19 protein-coding genes are annotated in these 19,484 nt (G+C 70.8%); all 19 read right to left on the reverse strand.

From position 1 onward, the window contains the following. Positions 1-45: 45 nt before the first annotated feature. Positions 46-861: a F0F1 ATP synthase subunit delta gene (locus CCN33_RS07215; protein WP_086692394.1), complete on the reverse strand. Its 816-nt coding sequence runs from the start codon at positions 859-861 to the stop codon at positions 46-48. Further along, on the reverse strand, positions 858-1,403 hold the full coding sequence (locus CCN33_RS07220) for a F0F1 ATP synthase subunit B (protein ID WP_086692396.1): 546 nt from the start codon (positions 1,401-1,403) through the stop codon (positions 858-860). The genes CCN33_RS07215 and CCN33_RS07220 overlap by 4 nt, the downstream gene beginning before the upstream one ends. 40 nt (positions 1,404-1,443) lie before the next feature. Next, positions 1,444-1,692: an ATP synthase subunit c family protein gene (locus CCN33_RS07225; protein ID WP_018544514.1), complete on the reverse strand. Its 249-nt coding sequence runs from the start codon at positions 1,690-1,692 to the stop codon at positions 1,444-1,446. 75 nt (positions 1,693-1,767) lie between these two features. After that, the gene (atpB, locus tag CCN33_RS07230) at positions 1,768-2,604 is read right to left on the reverse strand and encodes a F0F1 ATP synthase subunit A (protein ID WP_086692398.1); all 837 of its coding nucleotides are present in this window, start codon (positions 2,602-2,604) and stop codon (positions 1,768-1,770) included. A 210-nt stretch (positions 2,605-2,814) separates the two neighbouring features. Further along, complete coding sequence (locus CCN33_RS07235) at positions 2,815-3,255, reverse strand: Cg1360 family ATP-synthase-associated protein (protein ID WP_086692400.1); 441 nt, start codon at positions 3,253-3,255, stop codon at positions 2,815-2,817. Between the two features lie 277 nt (positions 3,256-3,532). After that, on the reverse strand, positions 3,533-4,876 hold the full coding sequence (locus tag CCN33_RS07240; RefSeq protein ID WP_086692418.1) for an MraY family glycosyltransferase: 1,344 nt from the start codon (positions 4,874-4,876) through the stop codon (positions 3,533-3,535). 151 nt (positions 4,877-5,027) lie between these two features. Further along, entirely contained in the window at positions 5,028-6,266 is a 1,239-nt protein-coding gene (locus tag CCN33_RS07245; protein ID WP_086692402.1) for a serine hydroxymethyltransferase, read from the reverse strand. 117 nt (positions 6,267-6,383) lie between these two features. Further along, the gene (locus CCN33_RS07250) at positions 6,384-7,043 is read right to left on the reverse strand and encodes an arsenate reductase/protein-tyrosine-phosphatase family protein (protein WP_030815947.1); all 660 of its coding nucleotides are present in this window, start codon (positions 7,041-7,043) and stop codon (positions 6,384-6,386) included. A 52-nt stretch (positions 7,044-7,095) separates the two neighbouring features. Beyond that, positions 7,096-7,743: an L-threonylcarbamoyladenylate synthase gene (locus CCN33_RS07255; protein ID WP_086692404.1), complete on the reverse strand. Its 648-nt coding sequence runs from the start codon at positions 7,741-7,743 to the stop codon at positions 7,096-7,098. Between the two features lie 52 nt (positions 7,744-7,795). Further along, the gene (prmC, locus tag CCN33_RS07260) at positions 7,796-8,635 is read right to left on the reverse strand and encodes a peptide chain release factor N(5)-glutamine methyltransferase (RefSeq protein ID WP_086692406.1); all 840 of its coding nucleotides are present in this window, start codon (positions 8,633-8,635) and stop codon (positions 7,796-7,798) included. A gap of 83 nt (positions 8,636-8,718) precedes the next feature. Further along, a complete protein-coding gene (prfA, locus tag CCN33_RS07265; protein ID WP_086692408.1) occupies positions 8,719-9,795 on the reverse strand; it encodes a peptide chain release factor 1 in 1,077 nt (358 codons plus the stop codon). A 108-nt stretch (positions 9,796-9,903) separates the two neighbouring features. Further along, entirely contained in the window at positions 9,904-10,122 is a 219-nt protein-coding gene (gene rpmE, locus CCN33_RS07270) for a 50S ribosomal protein L31 (RefSeq protein ID WP_030815934.1), read from the reverse strand. A gap of 171 nt (positions 10,123-10,293) precedes the next feature. Beyond that, a complete protein-coding gene (locus CCN33_RS07275) occupies positions 10,294-11,424 on the reverse strand; it encodes an LCP family protein (RefSeq protein WP_086692410.1) in 1,131 nt (376 codons plus the stop codon). A 348-nt stretch (positions 11,425-11,772) separates the two neighbouring features. Then, positions 11,773-13,773 (reverse strand): transcription termination factor Rho, encoded by a 2,001-nt coding sequence (gene rho / locus CCN33_RS07280; protein ID WP_086692412.1) that lies wholly within the window; start codon positions 13,771-13,773, stop codon positions 11,773-11,775. Positions 13,774-14,178: 405 nt separating this feature from the next. Then, positions 14,179-15,096, reverse strand: coding sequence for a homoserine kinase (thrB, locus tag CCN33_RS07285; RefSeq protein ID WP_086692414.1), 918 nt, complete (start codon positions 15,094-15,096; stop codon positions 14,179-14,181). 260 nt (positions 15,097-15,356) lie between these two features. After that, entirely contained in the window at positions 15,357-16,415 is a 1,059-nt protein-coding gene (thrC, locus tag CCN33_RS07290; RefSeq protein WP_030815927.1) for a threonine synthase, read from the reverse strand. A 6-nt stretch (positions 16,416-16,421) separates the two neighbouring features. Beyond that, positions 16,422-17,714 carry a homoserine dehydrogenase gene (locus tag CCN33_RS07295; RefSeq protein ID WP_167387786.1) on the reverse strand — a complete coding sequence of 431 codons (1,293 nt, stop codon included), beginning with the start codon at positions 17,712-17,714 and terminating at the stop codon, positions 16,422-16,424. A 133-nt stretch (positions 17,715-17,847) separates the two neighbouring features. Then, on the reverse strand, positions 17,848-19,239 hold the full coding sequence (gene lysA / locus CCN33_RS07300) for a diaminopimelate decarboxylase (RefSeq protein ID WP_086692416.1): 1,392 nt from the start codon (positions 19,237-19,239) through the stop codon (positions 17,848-17,850). Between the two features lie 16 nt (positions 19,240-19,255). Further along, positions 19,256-19,484 (reverse strand): DALR anticodon-binding domain-containing protein (locus CCN33_RS07305; RefSeq protein ID WP_244173719.1); only part of this gene is annotated, 229 nt, incomplete at its 5' end.

Here is a 19,484-nt window from a genome sequence, read left to right on the forward strand (position 1 = left end):
GCACGGCCCAACCAGGGCCGTAATTGCGTACTGCTTGTTTACGTTCTAGCTCGCCATACGGCGGGCGGCGTCGTCCAGCCGGTCCGCAAGGGAGCCGTTGATGACCTCGTCACCCACCTGCACCCGCACACCGCCGATGACCTCGGGGTCCACGTCCAGGTTGAGGTGCATCCGGCGGCCGTAGAGCTTGGCCAGGGCGTCGCCCAGGCGACGCTTCTGGGCCTCGCTCAGCGGGACCGCCGAAGTGACGATCGCCACCAGCCGGTCCCGGCGCTCCGCGGCCAGCTTGGACAGGGACTCGAGTCCCGCTTCCAGGCTACGTCCACGCGGCGCGGTGACCAGCCGGGTGACCAGACGCTCGGTGACGGGCTTGGCCCGTCCGCCCAGCAGCCGGTGCACCAGCTCGGCCTTGGCCTCGGTGGACGCCGACCGGTCGGTCAGCGCGGCCCGCAGGGCCGGGTCGGAGGCGACGATGCGGCCGAACCGGAAAAGCTCGTCCTCGACGTCGTCCAGCGTGCCCGACTTCTCCGCGGCGGTGAGGTCGGCGATGTCCGCCAGCTGCTCCAGCGCGTCCACCAGGTCGCGGGGCTGCGACCAGCGGGACCGGGCCATTCCGGCCACCAGGTCGGCGGTCGGACCGCTCACCTGGCCGCCGATCAGGCGCCGCACCAGCTCGGCCTTGGCCTCGGCGGGCTGCGCCGGGTCGGTGAGGACCCGGCGCAGGCCGGCCTCGCGGTCGAGCAGCGCGGTGACGGCCGCCAGCTCGTCGGCGAGCTGCGCGGCGTCCACGGAGGTGGAGTCCGTCAGCGCGTCGAGACGCTCCCGTGCGGCTGCCAGGGCCTCGCGGCTCGCTCCGTTCATCGCGTGGCCTCGGCCTTCTCGTCGAGCTCGTCGAGGAAGCGGTCGATCACACGGCTCTGCCGGGCGTGGTCCTCGAGGGACTCACCGACGAGCTTGCCGGCCAGTTCGGTGGCGAGCTTGCCGACGTCCTGACGCAGCGCGGCGGCAGCGGCCTTGCGGTCGGCCGCGATCTGGGCGTGACCGGCGGCGACGATCTCCTCGCGCTGACGCTGGCCCTCGGCCCGCATCTCCGCGATGAGCGTCGCACCCTGCTCCTGAGCCTCCTGGCGCAGCCGAGCGGCCTCGTGACGGGCCTCGGCGAGCTGGGCCTTGTACTGCTCGAGGACGCTCTGAGCCTCGGTCTGCGCGGCCTCGGCCTTCTCGATCCCGCCCTCGATCGCTTCGCGGCGCTCCTCCAGAACCTTGTTGATGTTCGGGAGGAGCTTCCAGGCGAGGAAGCCGAAGACGATGACAAAGGCGATCAGGCCGATGACGAGCTCTGGGATCGGCGGGATGAGGGGGTTCTCGGCCTCCTCAGCCGCCAGCATTACCAGGGGGCTCATGTATCAGTGCCTTTCGTCTATGGGTAACGCGGCGGTCGGGTCAGGAGGCCGGGTAGACGAACGGCATGACCAGACCGATGAGGGCGAGCGCCTCACAGAAGGCGAAGCCGAGGATCTGGTTGGCGCGGATCAGGCCGGCCGCCTCGGGCTGGCGGGCGAGGGCCTGCGTGCCGTTACCGAAGATGATGCCGACGCCGACGCCCGGACCGATGGCGGCGAGACCGTAACCGATGGAGCCGAGGTTGCCCTTGATCTGGACACCGGCGGCAAGGGTTTCGAGAGCGGACATGCCGGTTCTTCCTTCTCTTTCAATGTCCGGTGGGGGATGGCCACCGGATGTCTGGATGGGTGTGGCTGAGCGGGCTCAGTGGTGCTCGGCGAGCGCGCCCTGGATGAAGCTGCACGTGAGGAGCACGAAGACGTACGCCTGGACAGCCTGGATGAAGAGTTCGAAGGCGGTCATCACGAGGACCATGACGAACGAGACACCGGAGTAGGCGATGCCGATGCCGTTCAGCATGTACCAGCTGGCGATCGTGAAGAGCAGCAGCAGCGTGTGACCGGCGAACATGTTGGCGAAGAGCCGCACAGCGTGCGTGAACGGCCGGACCAGCAGGTTCGAGAACAGTTCGATCGTCATCGACAGCGGGAGCACCGCGCCGAGCGACTTGTCGTAGCCGGTGAAGTTCTTGAAGGCGCCGACGAACCCGTGCCGCTTGAAGGTCAGACCGACCCACAGGACGTACACGATCGCGGCCAGGATGGCCGGGTACGAGATGATCGCCGTCACCGGGAACTGGGCGACCGGGATGATCGACCAGAGGTTCATCATCCAGACGAAGAAGAACAGCGAGACGACCAGAGGTACGTACTTCTCGCCTTCCTTCTTTCCGATCGTCTCGTAGACGACGCCGCGCCGGATGAAGTCGTAGCCGGACTCGGCGATCATCTGGAGCTTGCCGGGGACGACCTTCGGGCGGGCGAAGGCCGCCCAGAAGAAGGCCACGACGACGATGGAGCCGATCAGGGCCAGCAGCATCGTCTTGTTGAAGTACAGGTTGCTGTCCGCGTCGCCCCAGAGCGGCTTGAACAGGAACGAGTGCAGGCCCGGAGCCGGGAAGCCGCACCCGGAGAACAGGTGGCAGCTCGTGTCGAAAGCGAGCGTCTGCGTCGGGTCAGCACTCACCGCGGGCTCCTTCATCGTGGCGCATAGGTACGGCAACCTCGTTGTGTCGGCGCGGCGTACGGCCGCGGTTCGGCACGGGACTGGTGTTACGGATGTGGGGGCGGCTGGGGGGCATCTAGCCTCGCAGTGGAACAGGCGTCAGCTCGAATGCCCGCGCCCGCGATGCCGCAGTTGGCACCGGACGATAGCAGGATCTCTCCCGCGCCTTTATCCCGGCCCTACCCCTCATGACGAGCGGTCCGTCTTCTGGGACTTGTCTTCCCTGGACGGAGCATCGGGATCGACGTAGAGGATCTTGGCCTTCATGTGGGCCCGCGCCTGGGCGGCGATCCACGTCAGGGTGGTGACCACCAAGACGATGGCGAAGGCACGCGGGTTGAACAGGTTCGTGTTCTTGAAAACGGCCACGAAGACGACCAGCAGCAGGAGTTGGGCCGCGTAGAGCATGAGGCCCATCATCTGGAACAGCTGCGGGAACGACCTGGCGGTGCGCTGCAGGACGTAAAGACCGATCCCCATGAAGAGGATGACGATCAGTGTGCCCACGACGGCCCCGATCGCACCCTTGCCGCCGGCGACAACACCGCTGACAACGGCGGCGATCGCGCCGACGGCAGCCGTGGGCACCGCGGCCTGGGCAAGAATCCGGACGTCATTGGACGGCATGGCGGCAACTCCGCTTTCACAGGGGGCAGGTGTCGTCATGGACGAGCGTAGTCCCGGACCGAGTACGGAAACTCTCACGCCGCTGGACCGTGGCTTCACGGTCTCCGGCTCTGTCCTGGGTTCTCGTGAACCGTATCACAAACTATTTGATGAGGTCTTTACCTGAAGACGTATCGATCGTCACACATGAGAGTGACGACGCGCACAGGTGCAAGAACCGGGTGAGCTTGTCTGGTATTAGGGGGCTTTGCTCCCCCACGACTTGGCAATGCTCTAGTCAGATTCTTACCTTGCGGCCCTTGGTGGATCGCGTACGTCCGCCGATCGCGGTCGCCCCGTTGACGCCCGGTACCGCGGCCACCGCGGTCGAGGCGGTGGTGGCGTCGGTGAGGGCCGCGGAGGACGCTTCGCCGGGCTCGGGCCCCGCTTCCTCGCTCTCTTCCGGCGGTTCCGGATAGCGGCGGTAGCGCGGGGGGACGAAGTGCTGGGCCCAGCGGGGGGCGTGGGGGGTGAAGCGTGGGAGGAGGAGCATGACCAGGCCGACGGCGCTGAGGAAGACGACGCCGAGGACGATCCACATCGAGGCCGAGTTGACCGAGTAGGCGAGCACGCCGAAGCCGATGAGGGCCGACCAGAAGTACATGATGAGCACCGCCCGGCTGTGTGAGTGCCCGATCTCCAGCAGCCGGTGGTGCAGATGCCCGCGGTCCGCCGCGAACGGCGACTGGCCGCGCCAGGTGCGTCGCACGATGGCCAGCACGAGGTCGGCGGCCGGGATGGCGATGATCGACAGCGGCAGCAGCAGCGGGATGTACGCGGGCACCATCTGGTGCACGGTGCTGCGCTCGGAACCGGAGAACAGGTTCAGCCGGTCCGGGTCGATCTGGCCGGTGACGGAGATGGCGCTGCCGGCCAGCACCAGGCCGATCAGCATCGAGCCGGAGTCGCCCATGAAGATGCGCGCCGGATGCATGTTGTGCGGCAGGAAGCCCAGACACATGCCCATCAGGATCGCCGCGAACAGCGTCGCCGGGGCGGCCGCCTCGATGCCGTAGCCGTACCAGATGCGGTAGGCGTACATGAAGAACGCGGCGGTGGCGATGCAGACCATGCCGGCGGCGAGACCGTCGAGGCCGTCGACGAAGTTGACCGCGTTGATGGTGATGACGACCAGGGCGACGGTCAGCAGGGTGCCCTGCCACTGGGTGACGGCGACCAGGCCCACACCGGGCACCGGCAGCCACAGGATCGTCAGACCCTGCACCACCATCACACCGGCGGCGATCATCTGCCCGCCCAGCTTGATCAGCGCGTCGATCTCGAACTTGTCGTCCAGCACGCCGATCAGCCAGATCAGCGCGGCCCCGGACAGCAGGGCGCGGGGCTCGTTGGACTTGGCGAAGACCTCGTTGAGGTTCTGCAGGTGGTCCGCGACGAGCAGCCCCGCGCACAGTCCGAAGAACATGGCGATACCGCCGAGCCGCGGAGTGGGCTCCCGGTGCACGTCCCGTGCCCGGATCTCCGGCATCGCTCCCGCCACGATCGCGAACTTCCGTACCGGCCCTGTCAGCAGGTAGGTCACCGCGGCCGTGATGAGAAGCGTCAGCAGGTATTCACGCACGGGCATCCCCACAGAGTTCGCTGGCCATCACAGCCCCACACCCTAGCGAGGGACACGTACGGTCAAGGACCGGCGGGGGACGAGGATGGTTCCGTCGGGGCGTTCCGTACCCGTATGCCACCCCTTCTGCCTCCCCTTCTCCCCCTGGTTCTCACTCCGGGTACGGCGGGAAGTCGGCTGTCAGCTCGCGCACCCGGGCCCGTGCGGCGGCCGGGTCCAGGGCGCCGCTCACCACGCCGACCAGCAGCGCGGCGATCCGGGCCATGGCCGGCTCCCCCATCCCCTGGGTGGTGACGGCGGCGGTGCCGAGCCGCAGCGCCCGGCCGCCGGTGTGCGCAAGCGCACAGCAGTCCAGCACCAGTCCGGCGGCCGCGAGCCGCCCGCGCGCGGTGCGGCCGTCCATGCCCAGGGGGGCCGGGTCGGCCACGACGAGGGCGGTGTCGGTGCCGCCGGTGGCGACCGTGAACCCGGCGTCGGCCAGGTGCCCGGCGAGGGCCTGCGCGTTGGCGACCGTCTGGTGGGCGTAGGCCGCGAACGCGGGGGTGGCCGCCTCACCGAACGCGACGGCCTTGGCGGCGACGCTGTTCATCTGGGCGCCGCCCTGGGTGAAGGGGAACACCGCCCGGTCGACCCGCCGGGCCAGCCCGGCCCCGCACAGGATCAGTCCCCCGCGCGGCCCCCGCAGCGTCTTGTGCGTGGTGGCGCACACCAGGTCCGCGTACGGCACCGGATTCGGCGCAGCTCCCCCGGCGACCAGTCCGGCCGAGTGCGCGAGGGTGACGATGAGATACGCCCCGACCTCGTCGGCGACGTCGCGGAAGAAGGCGTGGTCGAAGTGGCGCGGGTAGGCGATCGAGCCGCACACCAGAGCCTTGGGCCGGTGCTCGCGGGCCAGCCGGCGCACCTCGTCGTGGTCGACGAGCCCGGTCTCCGGGTCCAGGCCGTAGCCGACGAAGTCGAACCAGCGGCCGGAGAAGTTCGCGGGCGAGCCGTGGGTGAGGTGGCCGCCGTCGTCCAGGCTGAGGGCGAGGACGGTGTCACCGGGGCGCAGCACGGCCGCGTAGGCGGCCAGCATGGCCGAGGAGCCGGTGTGGGGCTGCACGTTGGCGTGCTCGGCGCCGAAGAGGGCCCTGGCGCGCTCCACGGCGATGCGTTCGGCGGTGTCGGCCAGCGCGCAGCCGCCGTGGTACCGGGAGCCGGGGTAGCCCTCGGCGTACTTGTTGGCCAGCGGGGAGCCGAGGGTGGCGAGCACGGCGGGCGAGGCGAAGTTCTCGGCCGCGGTGAGCTGGAGGGTCGTCGACTGCCGGTCCAGCTCCCCGCGCAGGATCTCGGCCAGCTCCGGGTCCTGCCGGCTCAGTACGTCCGCTTCCAGCACGGGTGTGACCGACATGACGGGCTCCGGGCGGTCGACGGTGACGTGGGGCGGGACCCCAGGTCTCCAATGTAGGCCGTGCCGGGGGCGGCCGCTCGGCCGCCGGACCCGCCCGGCGCCGGAACCCGGCGGGCGTCACATGCGGGCGGGTACGCCCGTCAGCGCGGTGACGACCGGGTCGAGGGCGTCGCGTATCTCGTCGCCGATGGAGCGGAAGAAGGGCAGCGGGGCCCCGTAGGGGTCGTACACCTCGTCCGCCTCTGCGGTGGGGGCGAGCAGCCAGCCGCGCAGCGCGGCGGCCGCGCGGACCAGGGCGCGGGCGCGGAGCACCACGCCGTCCTCCAGGGGCGGCAGGGTGGCCGGGTCTATCGCGCGGACCAGGCGGGTGAACTCCTTCAGCGTGAAGGTGCGCAGGCCCGCCGAGTGGCCCATGGAGATGACCTGGGCGCGGTGGTCGCGGGTGGCGGTCAGCACCAGGTCGGCCATGATGACGTGCTCGTCCAGCAGCTCCCGGCCGGTGAACCCGGCCGCGTCCGCGCCGAACTCGGAGAGCACGGTCTCCGCGTTCTCCTCCATCCGGGCGCCCTCGTGGCCCCAGGTGCCGGCGCTCTCCACGATCAGGCCACCGCCGAGCACCCCCAGCCGTTCCGCCACGAAATGCCGCGTCAGCCGCTCGGTGATGGGCGAGCGGCAGACGTTGCCGGTGCTGACGTGGAGGATGCGGAAGGTGTCGCGCGGGAACCCGAAGGTCGTGGTCTGCTCCGCCGGGCGGTCCGCGCCGCCTATGCCGCGCATGGGGTGACCCCCTGCCCGGAGCGCTCGGGCGGGACGTACCGCTGGGGGGCCGTCAATTCGCCACCTCGAGGTCGGGTACGACCTTGCGCAGCTCCTCCGGGGAGATGGCGCCCTGGCGCAGCAGCAGCGGGACGGGGCCGGAGACGTCCACGATGGACGAGGGCACGTTGCCCGGGGTGGGGCCGCCGTCGAGGTAGACGGAGACGGAGTCGCCGAGCATGCGCTGGGCGTCGTCGCAGGTCTCCGGGGCGGGGTGGCCGGTGAGGTTGCCGGAGGAGACGGCCATCGGGCCGACCTCGGTGAGCAGCTCGATGGCGACCGGGTGCAGCGGCATGCGTACGGCGACGGTGCCGCGGGTGTCGCCGAGGTCCCACTGGAGGGACGGCTGGTGCCGGGCGACCAGGGTGAGCGCGCCGGGCCAGAAGGCGTCGACGAGTTCCCAGGCCAGCTCGGAGAAGTCGGTGACCAGGCCGTGCAGGGTGTTCGGGGAGCCGATGAGCACGGGGGTGGGCATGTTGCGGCCCCGGCCCTTGGCGGCGAGCAGGTCGGCGACGGCTTCCGAGGAGAACGCGTCGGCGCCGATGCCGTAGACCGTGTCGGTCGGCAGCACCACCAGTTCGCCCCGGCGTACGGCGGCGGCTGCCTCGCGCAGGCCCGTCACGCGGTCGGTGGCGTCATTGGTGTCGTATCGCCGTGCCATGTCTAGCGGGCCTCCTCGTACACGTAACTCTGAAAGTGGTTCTGCGCGGTGGTCACAGCGTCGCCTTGCGGGCCGTGGCGAACCGGGGGCGGTTGTTGAGGTCGGGGTGGTCGGCCGCGTCGGCCCAGCCCCGCTCCTCGGTGAAGATCCACGGCACCTGGCCGCCCTGGGTGTCGGCGTGCTCGATGACGACGACACCGCCGGGGCGCAGCAGCCGGTGCGCGGTGCGCTCGATGCCCCGGATCAGGTCCAGCCCGTCCTCGCCGGAGAACAGGGCCAGCTCGGGGTCGTAGTCGCGGGCCTCGGGGGCGACGTACTCCCACTCGGTGAGCGGGATGTACGGCGGGTTGGAGATGACCAGGTCGACCTGGCCGTCCAGGTCCGGGAAGGCACTCAGGGCGTCACCCTGGCGCAGGTCGACACGGGAGCCCTCGACGTTCTTGCGGGTCCACCTGAGCGCGTCCTCGGACAGCTCGACGGCGTGCACCCGCGAGCGCGGCACCTCCTGGGCGAGGGCCAGCGCGATGGCGCCGGAGCCGGTGCACAGGTCGACGATGCAGGGCTCGACGACGTCCATGGCGCGTACCGCGTCTATCGCCCAGCCGACCACCGACTCGGTCTCCGGCCGGGGCACGAAGACGCCGGGGCCGACCTGGAGCTCCAGATAGCGGAAGTAGGCCCGCCCGGTGATGTGCTGGAGCGGCTCGCGCTGCTCGCGGCGGGCGATGACCTCCCAGTACCGGGCGTCGAAGTCGGAGTCCTTCACGGTGTGCAGGGCGCCGCGCTTGACGGCGTGCACGAAGGCGGCCAGCTCCTCGGCGTCGGTGCGCGGGGAGGGCACTCCGGCGTCGGCCAGCCGCTGGGTGGCCTGGGCCACCTCCGCGAGCAGCACGCTGCGGGGGCTCGGGGGTCGCCCCCCGAAGTCTTGCTGCACGCTTCTCCTCCGGTCCTCGTGCGTGGTCCTGCGGGGCGTTCTCAGGCGCTCGCGAGCTTCGCCGCCGAGTCGGCGTCGACGCACGCCTGGATCAGCGCGCTCAGCTCGCCGTCGAGCACCTGGTCCAAGTTGTACGCCTTGAAGCCCACGCGGTGGTCGGAGATGCGGTTCTCCGGGAAGTTGTACGTGCGGATCTTCTCGGAGCGGTCCACGGTGCGGACCTGGCTGCGGCGGGCGTCGGCGGCCTCCGCCTCGGCCTTCTCCTGGGCGGCGGCGAGCAGCCGGGAGCGCAGGATGCGCAGGGCCTGCTCCTTGTTCTGGAGCTGGCTCTTCTCGTTCTGGCAGGAGGCGACCACACCGGTGGGCAGGTGGGTGATGCGCACGGCGGAGTCGGTGGTGTTGACCGACTGGCCGCCGGGGCCGGAGGACCGGTAGACGTCGATCCGCAGGTCGCTGGGGTTGATCTCGACGTCCACCTCCTCGGCCTCGGGGGTGACGAGGACACCGGCGGCGGAGGTGTGGATGCGGCCCTGGGACTCGGTGGCGGGCACGCGCTGCACGCGGTGCACTCCGCCCTCGTACTTCAGGCGGGCCCACACGCCCTGGCCGGGCTCGGTGGCACCCTGGCCGCCCTTGGTCTTCACCGCGACCTGGACGTCCTTGTAGCCGCCCAGCTCGGACTCGGTGGCGTCGATGATCTCGGTCTTCCAGCCGACGCGCTCGGCGTAGCGGAGGTACATGCGCAGGAGGTCACCGGCGAACAGGGCGGACTCGTCGCCGCCGGCGCCGGCCTTGATCTCCAGGATGACGTCCTTGTCGTCGTTCGGGTCGCGCGGGACCAGGAGCAGGCGGAGCTTGTCGGTCAGCTCCTCGCGCTGCTTCTCCAGGTCCTTGACCTCGGCGGCGAAGTCGGGGTCGTCGGCCGCCAGCTCGCGGGCGGTCTCGATGTCGTCCCCGGACTGCTTCCAGGAGCGGAAGGTGGCCACGATCGGGGTCAGCTCGGCGTAGCGCTTGTTCAGCTTGCGCGCGTTCGCCTGGTCGGCGTGGACCGACGGGTCGGCGAGCTTGCGCTCCAGATCGGCGTGCTCGGCGACGAGTTCCTCGACTGCCTCGAACATCTTTCGGCTCCTGTTACTGCGGGTGAAGGGCTGGCGAACGACCAAAAACGCCGGTCCGTGGTCACGCCCCTCGCGGGGCGCGACCGTGGACCGGCGGTTCGGGGCTCGCTACTTCTTGGAGCCGGAAGCCTTGCCGAAGCGGGCCTCGAAGCGGGCCACGCGGCCACCGGTGTCGAGGATCTTCTGCTTGCCCGTGTAGAACGGGTGGCACTCGGAGCAGACCTCGGCACGGATGGTGCCGTCGATGGTGCTCCGGGTGGTGAACGAGGCGCCACAGGTGCAGCTCACCTGGGTCTCGAAGTACTCGGGGTGGATGTCGCGCTTCAAGGTGTCTCCTAGGTTCCGGGAGGGCGCCGGGTCGCCACCGCGGGAATGCGGGTGCGTGAACCGGAGCCGACGTACCAGTCTGCCAGGACTGGCGCCATCCCCCAAAACCGGGGGTGGAGCTGTTCTATTCCCCGGGTCCGCGAGGGCGGCTCAGGGCGGCTCATGGGTGGCTCAGGGGGTGACGACGCCCTTGGCGCCGCCGGTGGCCGAGCCCGCGGTGGCGGAGTCCGGGACCGGCCGGTCGTTCTTCAGCGCCGTCCAGATCTGCCGGGCCTTGGTCCGCTCCAGCAGCACCCGGTTGGGGTCGGCCGGGTCGTACTGCACCGGCATGGTGACCATGTGCATCCCCGAGGCGCTGATGCCCTTGAGGCCACCCGCGAAGTCCGCGAGGGAGTTGACCGAGCCGAGGTCGGAGTCGGTGGTGACGGTCCGGGTCGCGGTGTCGGCGAGGTCGTAGAGCTTCTTGGGGTTGCTCAGCACGCCGACCTGCTTGGTCTGGGCGATGAGGGCCTTCACGAACGCCTGCTGGAGCTGGATGCGCCCGAGGTCGGAGCCGTCGCCGACGCCGTGCCGGGTGCGCACCAGGCCGAGCGCCTGCGCGCCGTCGAGGGTGTGCGTGCCGGCCGCCAGGTTCAGATGGCTGTCCGGGTCCCGGATGGCGCGGGTGGTCGTGACGCGTACGCCGCCGAGGTCGTCGACCAGGCGCTGGAAGCCCGCGAAGTCGACCTCCAGGTAGTGGTCCATGCGGATGCCGCTGAGCGACTCGACGGTTCTGACCGCGCACGGGGCGCCGCCGGTGGCGTAGGCCGAGTTGAACATGACGTTCTTCGCCGCCGGGTACGTGTGGCCCTTGGTGTCGGCGCAGGCGGGCCGGTCGATGAGGGTGTCGCGCGGAATGGACACCACGGACGCCTTCTTGTGGCCCTTGTAGAGGTGGACGATCATCGCGGTGTCGGAGCGGGCGCCGCTGTCGGCCGCTCCCCCGCCGATCTTCCGGTTGGCGCCGTCGCGGGTGTCGGAACCGAGGACCAGGATGTTCTGCGAGCCGTTGTCGGCCTTCGCGGGCCGGTCGCGGCCCAGCACCTGGTTGATGTCGATGCTGCGGATGTTGCCGTTCAGCTTGAAGTAGACGTACCCGGCGCCGGCGCCCGCCAGCACGACCACGCCGGCGGCTGTCCATGCCGTGGCGAGCAGGGCCTTGCGGCCCGTGCTGCGGGGCTTGCGGCGGCGCCCCTTGCTCCGGCGGTGGGGGCCGTCTCCGGTCTCCGGTATGCCCGGCTCCGGCGTGCTCTCGGTGGACACTGCGCTCCTAGGTCTCGTCCGTTCGGTTACCCCCTGCGTTCAGGGCCGGGAGCGGTCACCACCACTCCATCGTCGCTCCACCTGGTCGGACAGGGAAACTCGGGACAGGCTCGCACAAAGCGCTGTGCCGCCCGGTGCGACAGCTGTCACCCTCCGTGCTCGGGACGGCGGACCTCTCCCCGTTCACCTGCGCTTTCTCGTAAGGGGCCCTACCGAGCCAAGCCGGTACCGAACGTCACACCTGTGGCAAAGGTCTCGCGGGAGCGCTCAGCGCGCAAAAGGGGCCGCCCCCGTCGCGTGTGCGGCGGGGGCGGCCCGAAGATCCGAAGCGGGTGACTTGAGCGGGGCTCAGTCGTTGTTGCCGGGAGCCGGCGTCGTCTTCTGGATCTGGGTGAGGAACTCGATGTTCGACTTGGTCTGCTTCATCTTGTCGAGCAGCAGCTCGATCGCCTGCTGCTGGTCGAGCGCGTGCAGCACGCGACGCAGCTTCCAGGTGATGGCCAGCTCCTCGCTGCCGAGCAGGATCTCTTCCTTACGGGTACCGGACGCGTCGACGTCCACCGCCGGGAAGATGCGCTTGTCGGCGAGCTTCCGGTCGAGCTTGAGCTCCATGTTGCCGGTGCCCTTGAACTCCTCGAAGATCACCTCGTCCATGCGGGACCCGGTGTCGACGAGCGCGGTGGCGAGGATGGTCAGCGAGCCGCCGTCCTCGATGTTGCGCGCGGCACCGAAGAAGCGCTTGGGCGGGTAGAGCGCCGTGGAGTCGACACCACCGGAGAGGATGCGGCCCGACGCCGGGGCGGCGAGGTTGTACGCACGGCCCAGACGCGTGATGGAGTCGAGCAGCACGACCACGTCGTGACCCAGCTCCACCAGACGCTTGGCGCGCTCGATGGCCAGCTCGGCGACCGTGGTGTGGTCCTCGGCCGGGCGGTCGAAGGTGGAGGAGATGACCTCGCCCTTCACCGACCGCTGCATGTCGGTGACCTCTTCCGGACGCTCGTCGACCAGGACGACCATCAGGTGGCACTCGGGGTTGTTGTGCGTGATCGCGTTGGCGATCGCCTGCATGATCATGGTCTTGCCGGTCTTCGGCGGGGCCACGATCAGACCGCGCTGGCCCTTGCCGATCGGCGACACGAGGTCGATGATCCGGGTCGTCAGCACATTGGACTCGGACTCCAGACGGAGCCGGTCCTGCGGGTACAGCGGCGTCAGCTTGTTGAACTCCGGCCGCCCGCGGCCGTGTTCGGGCGCCATGCCGTTGACCGAGTCGAGGCGGACCAGCGCGTTGAACTTCTCGCGGCGCTCGCCCTCCTTCGGCTGGCGGACCGCGCCGGTGATGTGGTCGCCCTTGCGCAGACCGTTCTTGCGGACCTGGGCGAGGGAGACGTACACGTCGTTCGGACCCGGCAGGTAGCCGGAGGTGCGGATGAACGCGTAGTTGTCGAGGATGTCCAGGATGCCCGCGACGGGGATCAGGACGTCGTCCTCGTTGACCTGCGGCTCGGCGATCTCGTCGCGGCCACGACGGCCCCGGCGGTCGCGGTAGCGGCCGCGACGGCCACGGCGGCCGCCCTCGAAGTCGTCGTCGTCCTGCTGCTGGCGGTCGCGCTCCTGACGGTCCTGACGCCCGCCGCCCTGCTGCTGGCCCTGCTGGCGGTCCTGACGGCCACCGCCCTGCTGGTCGTCACCCTTGCCGCGGCGGTCGCGGTCACGGCCGCCCCGGTCGCGGTCACGGTCACGGCGGTCGCGGCGGCCGCGGCCCTCACCGTCGTCGGCCTTGCCGTCGGCGTGCGGCTGCTGCTGGGCGTCGCCCTTCGGCTCGCTCTTCTCGCCCTTGGTCTCGGTGGACTCGGCGGCGGCCGGGCTGCCCGCGTCGGCGGTGGCACGACGGCGGCGGCGCTCGTTCGGCGCGTCCTCGCGATCGGCCTCGCCCGAGCGGACGGGACCACCGGCCGGCTGGCCGGGGATGTCGATCTGGGCGGCCTTGTCGGCGGCCGGCTGCGCGGCCTGCTCCGCCTTCGCCTCGCCGGCGGCCTCACCCGTACGGGCCTTGGAGGTGGCGCGGCGCTTGGGCTTGGTCTCCTCGGCGGCCTCGGCCTTGGGCGCGCTGCCCCCGGCCTGGGCCTCCTTGATGACCTCGATCAACTGGCTCTTGCGCATCCGCGCGGTGCCCCTGATGCCGAGGCCCGAGGCGACCTGCTGGAGCTCGGCCAGCACCATGCCCTCGAGGCCGGTACCACGGCGCCGCCGGGAGCCGGCACCGGTGGCAGGCGCGGAGTCCGTGGCGGGCGCGGCAGCGGTCTCCTCGACACGTGCGCCCATCAGATCGGTGGTGTCGCTCACGAAGGGTCCTTCCCTGGAGCGGACGTCGGCCTGTCTGGCTCGGCGACCGGTTGTGCTGTCCGGCATCGGTGCCATTCGGAAGTACCGAGCCGGGGCGGTGGTCCGCCATGAAGCGGCGGAAGAGAATTTCTGGTGATGACGCTCCCGCGAGCCGTGACACCCGGTGTCACATGGCGCGGCGGCGCCGATTCCGGAGCGTGCCCGCTGACTCGCTCAGTGCTGCCACACGACGTACTGCCCAGGTACGGCGCACGGAACACGGAGTGGCTTGGGAGGCTCCCGGAAGAATGTCTGTCCCTGACGGGGACACGAAGCACCTCGCCATGGTGGGGTCGGGTGCAGAATTGAGATTAACACTACCGGATGCAACAAACATTCCCCCTCTCCAAATCCGGCAACCGGGTGTCAGGGCGCAAGCGGCAGCACGCTCGCTCCCTGTGTGTCGAGGCTCAGCCGGTTGGCCGCCCAGTCGGCGCCCGCGAGGGCCTGCACCTTGTCGGCGGTGGCCTCGTCGGTGAGCGCCATGACGGTGGGCCCGGCACCGGAGATGACGGCCGCGACGCCGTCCGCGCGCAGCCTCTCCACCAGTGCGGCGCTCTCCGGCATGGCCGGGGCGCGGTACTCCTGGTGCAGCCGGTCCTCGGTGGCGGGCAGCAGCAGCTCGGGGCGCCGGGTGAGGGCCTCGACGAGCAGTGCGGCACGGCCCGCGTTGGCGGCGGCGTCGACGTGCGGGACGGTACGCGGGAGCAGTCCGCGCGCGGTCTCGGTGAGCACGGGCTTCGCGGGCACGAAGACCACCGGCACGATGGAGGGGTCGGGCTCGGTCCGGATGGCGCGGGCGGCCCCCGACTCCAGCCAGGACAAGGTGAATCCGCCGAGCAGACAGGCCGCGACGTTGTCCGGGTGGCCCTCGATCTCGGTGGCCAGCTCCAGCAGCGCGGTGTCGTCGAGACGGGACTCGCCGCCTATGGTCACCGCGCGCGCGGCGACGATCCCCGCGCAGATGGCGGCGGAGGACGAACCGAGGCCCCGGCCGTGCGGGATGCGGTTGGCGCAGACGATCTCCAGCCCGCGCGGCTGTCCGCCCAGCAGGTCGAAGGCGGTGCGCAGGGCGCGTACGAGCAGGTGGCGCTCGTCGCGCGGGAGTGTCTCACCGCCCTCACCGGCGATGTCGATGTGCAGCCCGGAGTCGGCGACCCGGACGACCACGTCGTCGTACAGCCCCAGCGCGAGGCCCAGGGCGTCGAAGCCCGGACCGAGGTTGGCGCTGGTGGCGGGGGTGCGCACCCGGACGGCGGCGGCGCGGAAGGCGGGACCGGCCATCGCTCGAAGTCTCTCCTTGAGCTGCGTTGACGGACGTGACTGCCGAATGGCCCGCGAGGGGCATCCGGTGCGGACACTCGATGACGTACGGAGAACCCGTCGGGCCGCTTGGGGCGGCGGCGCCGTGCCACACGCGGTGGGCATGTGCGGTGGGCGGGTTGCCCCCAGCCTATCGAAGGAAGGTTCCGCCGCGACATAGGGCGCACAGGAGGCGCACGATGCGTGTCGCAAGCCCCCTGTGCACCCTCTCGGGCCTGGCGTCAGGCGAGGCCGAGCCGCTCGGCGGCGACGGCCGAGTCGACCGGCACGGTGACCGGCTGCGGGGCGCCGGCCACGGCCCAGTCGGGGTCCTTCAGGCCGTTGCCGGTCACGGTGCAGACGATGGTCTGGCCGGGGTCGACCTTGCCCTGCTCGGCGGCCTTGAGCAGTCCGGCCACCGAGGCGGCGGAGGCGGGCTCCACGAAGACACCCTCCTGCGCGGCCAACAGCCGGTAGGCGCGCAGGATCTCACGGTCCGTCACCTCGTCGATATGGCCGCCGGACTCGTCCCGCGCGGCCAGGGCGTAGCTCCAGGAGGCGGGGTTGCCGATCCGGATGGCGGTGGCCACGGTGGAGGGGTCCTTGACGACCTCGCCGCGCACGATGGGCGCGCTGCCCGACGCCTGGTAGCCCCACATGCGCGGGGTACGGGTGGCCGGCCCGTCGGCGGCGTACTCCCGGTAGCCCTTCCAGTAGGCCGTGATGTTGCCCGCGTTGCCGACCGGGAGGACGTGGATGTCGGGGGCGTCGCCCAGCATGTCCACGATCTCGAAGGCGGCCGTCTTCTGGCCCTCGATGCGCACCGGGTTGACCGAATTGACCAGCGCCACCGGGTAGTTGTCGCTCAGGGCCCGCGCGAGGTCGAGACAGTCGTCGAAGTTGCCGGCGACCTGGAGGATCTTCGCGCCGTGCACGAGGGCCTGGCCCATCTTGCCGAGCGCGATCTTGCCCTGCGGGACGAGCACCGCCGAGACCATGCCCGCGCGCACCGCGTAGGCGGCGGCGGAGGCGGAGGTGTTGCCGGTGGAGGCGCAGATGACCGCCTTGGCGCCCTCCTCCTTGGCCCGCGTGATGGCCATGGTCATGCCCCGGTCCTTGAAGGAGCCGGTCGGGTTGGCCCCCTCCACCTTGAGGTGGACCGCGCAGCCCGTGCGCTCGGAGAGCACCTGCGCGGGCACGAGAGGCGTGCCGCCCTCGCGGAGCGACACGACGGGCGTGCTGTCGGTGACCGGCAGCCTGTCCCGGTACTCCTCGATGATTCCGCGCCACTGGTGGGTCATTGCCGCTTACTCCCCTTCAACCCGCATGATGCTGGCGACACCCCGCACGGTGTCGAGCTTGCGCAGCGCCTCCACGGTCCCGGTGAGGGACGCGTCGGAGGCGCGGTGCGTGACGACGACGAGGGACGCCTCGCCGTCCTTCCCCTGCTGCCTGACCGTATCGATCGACACCCCGTGCTCGGCGAACACCGTGGCGACCTGGGCGAGGACACCCGGTTTGTCGGCGACGTCGAGGCTGATGTGGTACCGCGTGACGACATCGCCCATCGGCGAGACGGGCAGTGCCGCGTACGCCGATTCGCCGGGCCCCGTCGCGCCGCCCAGGCGGTTGCGGCAGACGGCGACGAGATCGCCGAGGACCGCCGAGGCGGTGGGCGCGCCGCCGGCGCCGGGGCCGTAGAACATGAGCTGGCCCGCCGCCTCGGACTCCACGAACACCGCGTTGTACGCGCCGCGCACCGAAGCCAGCGGGTGGCTCAGCGGGATCATCGCAGGGTGGACGCGGGCGGTGACCGAGGCGCCGTCCCTGGCCCGCTCGCAGATGGCGAGCAGCTTGATGGTGCACCCCATCTCCCGCGCCGAGCGGAAGTCGGCCGCGGTGACCTCGGTCATGCCCTCGCGGTGCACGTCGTCGAGGCGGACCCGGGTGTGGAAGGCGATCCCGGCCAGGATGGCGGCCTTGGCGGCGGCGTCGAAGCCCTCGACGTCGGCGGTGGGGTCGGCCTCGGCGTATCCGAGCGCGGTGGCCTCGTCCAGGGCCTCCTGGTAGCCGGCGCCGGTGGAGTCCATCTTGTCGAGGATGAAGTTGGTGGTGCCGTTGACGATGCCGAGCACCCGGTTGACCTTGTCGCCGGCGAGGGACTCGCGCAGCGGGCGGATCAGCGGGATGGCGCCGGCGACGGCGGCCTCGTAGTAGAGGTCCCGGCCGTGCTCCTCGGCGGCGGCGTGCAGGGCGGCGCCGTCCTGGGCGAGCAGGGCCTTGTTGGCCGAGACGACGGAGGCGCCGTGCTCCAGCGCGGTGGTGATCAGGGCGCGGGCGGGCTCGATGCCGCCGATGACCTCCACCACCACGTCGATGTCACCCCGTTTGACCAGGGCCGTCGCGTCGGTGGTGACGAGCGCGGGATCGATCCCGGCACGCACCTTCGAGGGGCGCCGTACGGCGACCCCGGCCAGTTCGACCGGGGCCCCGATGCGGGCGGCGAGGTCGTCGGCGTGCGTCGTCATGATGCGCGCCACCTCGGAGCCGACCACTCCACAGCCCAGCAGCGCCACCTTCAGCGGACGCGTACGCATCATCCGACCTCGTTTCCTCTCACCGTCTACGGTTCGACCAGTCTCACTCACCGGATGGGGCTTTCCGCCCTTCGTCCGGATCGTGAGACATCTGTTTCGTGTTCCCGGAACGGGCCCCGGGCGGCCTCGGGGGAGCTCAGCCGACGTCCAGCCGGAGCAGGTCCTCCTCCGTCTCGCGCCGGACGATCACCCGCGCCTCGCCGTCGCCGACCGCGACGACCGGCGGACGCAGGACGTGGTTGTAGTTGCTCGCCATGGACCGGCAGTAGGCGCCCGTTGCCGGGACGGCGATCAGGTCGCCCGGCGCCAGGTCGGCGGGGAGGAACGCGTCCTTGACCACGATGTCCCCGCTCTCGCAGTGCTTGCCGACGACGCGGGTGAGCATCGGCTCGGCGTCGCTGGTCCGCGAGACGAGGGCGACGCTGTACTCGGCGTCGTAGAGCGCGGTGCGGATGTTGTCCGACATGCCGCCGTCGACGGAGACGTAGGTCCGCAGCCCGTCGAGCTGCTTGACCGTGCCGACCTCGTACAGGGTGAACGCGGTCGGGCCGACGATGGCGCGGCCGGGCTCGACGGAGATACGGGGGACGCGCAGGCGGGCCGCCTCGCACTCGCGGGTGACGATCTCGGTGAGCGCCTTGGCGATCTCGTGCGGCTCGCGGGGGTCGTCGGAGCTGGTGTAGGCGATGCCGAGGCCGCCGCCTAGGTCGATCTCGGGCAGCTCGACGCCGTGCTCGTCGCGGATGTCCTTGAGCAGGCCGACCACGCGGTGGGCGGCGACCTCGAAGCCGGACATGTCGAAGATCTGCGAGCCGATGTGGCTGTGGATGCCGATGAGTTCGAGCCCGTCGAGGGTGAGGGCGCGCCGTACGGCCTCCGCGGCCCGGCCGCCGGCGAGCGGGATGCCGAACTTCTGGTCCTCGTGCGCGGTGGCGATGAACTCGTGGGTGTGCGCCTCGACGCCGACGGTGATGCGGATCTGCACCCGCTGCCGCTTGCCGAGCCCCTGCGCGATGTGCGCGACGCGGGCGATCTCCTGGAAGGAGTCGAGCACGATCCGGCCGACGCCGGCCTCGACGGCGCGGGTGATCTCCTCGACGGACTTGTTGTTGCCGTGGAAGGCGATGCGGGCGGGGTCCATCCCGGCGGACAGCGCGGTGGCCAGTTCGCCGCCGGAGCAGACGTCGAGGTTCAGCCCCTCCTCGTCCAGCCAGCGCACGACGGCGCGGGAGAGGAACGCCTTGCCGGCGTAGAACACGTCGGCGTCGGTGCCGAACGCGGTCCGCCAGGCGCGGGCGCGGGCCCGGAAGTCCGACTCGTCGAGGATGTACGCGGGCGTGCCGAACTCTTCCGCCAGCTCGGTCACGGTGCGGCCGCCGACGCTGACGACACCGTCCTCGTCCCGGCGCACGGTGTGGGCCCACACCTTGGGGTCGAGGGAGTTGAGGTCGGCCGGCGGGGCCGAGTAGTGCCCCTCGGGCAGCACATCGGCGTGACGGGGCCCGGCGGGGTGGGCGGAACGGCTCATGAGTGGCTCTCTGTTCTCAGAGGTGTTCGGGTGCGTCGATGCCGAGCAGGGACAGGCCACCGGCAAGCACCGCCCCGGCGGCTTCGGCAAGCGCCAGCCGGGCGCGATGGGCGGCCCCGGGTTTCTCCTCCCCTACGGGGAGCACCTCGGGGATAAGCGGCAGGAGAGCGTCGGCGACGGCGAGGAGATGCCGGGCCAGACGATCGGGGGCCTGGGCGGTGGCGGCGGTCCGGAGGATGCGGGGG

The organism is Streptomyces recifensis, from assembly GCF_002154615.1.
GTDB lineage: Bacteria > Actinomycetota > Actinomycetes > Streptomycetales > Streptomycetaceae > Streptomyces > Streptomyces griseoluteus.